Source organism: Clostridium sp. BSD2780061688st1 H5, from assembly GCF_005845155.1.
Classification (GTDB): Bacteria; Bacillota; Clostridia; order Lachnospirales; family Lachnospiraceae; genus Claveliimonas; species Claveliimonas intestinigallinarum.
This window is the reverse complement of record NZ_SPGT01000066.1, coordinates 1-1,364: the sequence shown is the minus strand read 5'-3', so window position 1 is coordinate 1,364 and position 1,364 is coordinate 1. Positions and strand designations below refer to the sequence as shown.

Annotated in this window: 2 protein-coding genes; both read right to left on the bottom strand. The window is 47.2% G+C overall.

What is annotated here, in order from left to right:
• Positions 1–48: 48 nt before the first annotated feature.
• Positions 49–957: an IS3 family transposase gene (locus FGQ86_RS16130; protein ID WP_072524276.1), complete on the bottom strand. Its 909-nt coding sequence runs from the start codon at positions 955–957 to the stop codon at positions 49–51.
• Positions 954–1,286, bottom strand: coding sequence for a transposase (locus FGQ86_RS16125; protein ID WP_072524275.1), 333 nt, complete (start codon positions 1,284–1,286; stop codon positions 954–956). Before FGQ86_RS16125 ends, FGQ86_RS16130 begins: the two co-directional genes overlap by 4 nt.
• Positions 1,287–1,364 lie beyond the last annotated feature (78 nt).

The window sequence follows — 1,364 nt, the reverse complement described above, 5'->3', positions numbered from 1 at the left end:
TGATATTGTCAAGATTAGTTGACACATTTATTTCAAGGATATCACTGACTATGCTACCAGTTCCAAATCCTCATAATACTGTCTGCGTTTTATCATGGGAGGAAGCCCGCCATTGGCAGAGCAGATCCTCCGGTTATTCCAGTAGCTGAGGAAGTATCTCCAAATGAGCGCCTTTAATTCCTCTACCGTCATCTGCCTTGTGTCATAGCGGTCATAAAGGAGCTCTGTCTTCATTCTGGCCCACATACTCTCACAGCGTGCATTATCATGGCAGCGTCCTCCTGCACTGTTCATGCTTTGGTGGATGTGGTGCTCCCGGATGGTCTGGCGGTAAGACTCACTGGTATACTGTGTCCCACGGTCACTGTGGATGATCGCTCCTTCCAATGCGGGATATGCAGTCAGGGCATTTTCCAGTGTTTGGATACACAGATCTGCTTTCATGTTTGTCCCCATTGACAGACCGAGGACGCTAAGATCAAAGCAGTCGAAAATCGCAGATACATACAGTTTCCCATTGCGCGCCGGGATCTCCGTGATATCTGTAATACATTTTTCTAATGGGGCATCTGAATGGAAATCCCGCTTCAACAGATCATCCGATTTCATGGCTTCCCGGTCTGCCTTTGTAAGTCCATTCGGCTTTCTCTTTGGCCGATGGCTCAGGCCGATCTGATCCATAACCCGGTATACGGTCCGTTCACTGGGTATATGTACGCCCTCCGGCTGCTTCAGCAACAGCGCCTGATACATCCGGATCCGTCCATAAGTATCGTTACATTCATCCTCACTGATGATTTCTTTCATGGCATCCGCCAGATCCTGGTACTTCCATGGACGGTCTTTGTTTGCGAGATATTTATAGAAGCCCTGCCGGCTGATACCAAGCATCCGGCAATAAAATGAAATTTTTCCGGTAATCCTGCCGTCCTCTGTTTTCAAAGCGAGAAAGATCATTCTCTGGTTTTTGCTGACTTCCGACGGCTGGCGGCGAAAAAAGCGCTGGCTTCCTCCAGAAATTCATTTTCTTCCTTCAGGCGGCGGATTTCTTTATCTTGCTCCTTCACCCGCTTACGCAGCATGGTAATTTCTTCTGACAGGCTCATTGCACTGGCAGGGGTATGGGAACCTTCCCCAACATCCAGCTTACCAGCTCTTACAGCTTTCAGCCATGTATGGATGGTTCCTTCAGGGATTCCTAATTCTTTAGCAGCCTTAGCGCCGCCGATTTCTTTGGCAAGTTTCACTGCCTGTACTTTGTATTCATGGTCATATTTACGTGCCACTTTGAATACCTCCTTATTCTCTTGGTTTTATTATGAAATCCTTGAGAATAAGCTGTCAACTTTTTTTATACCACACCA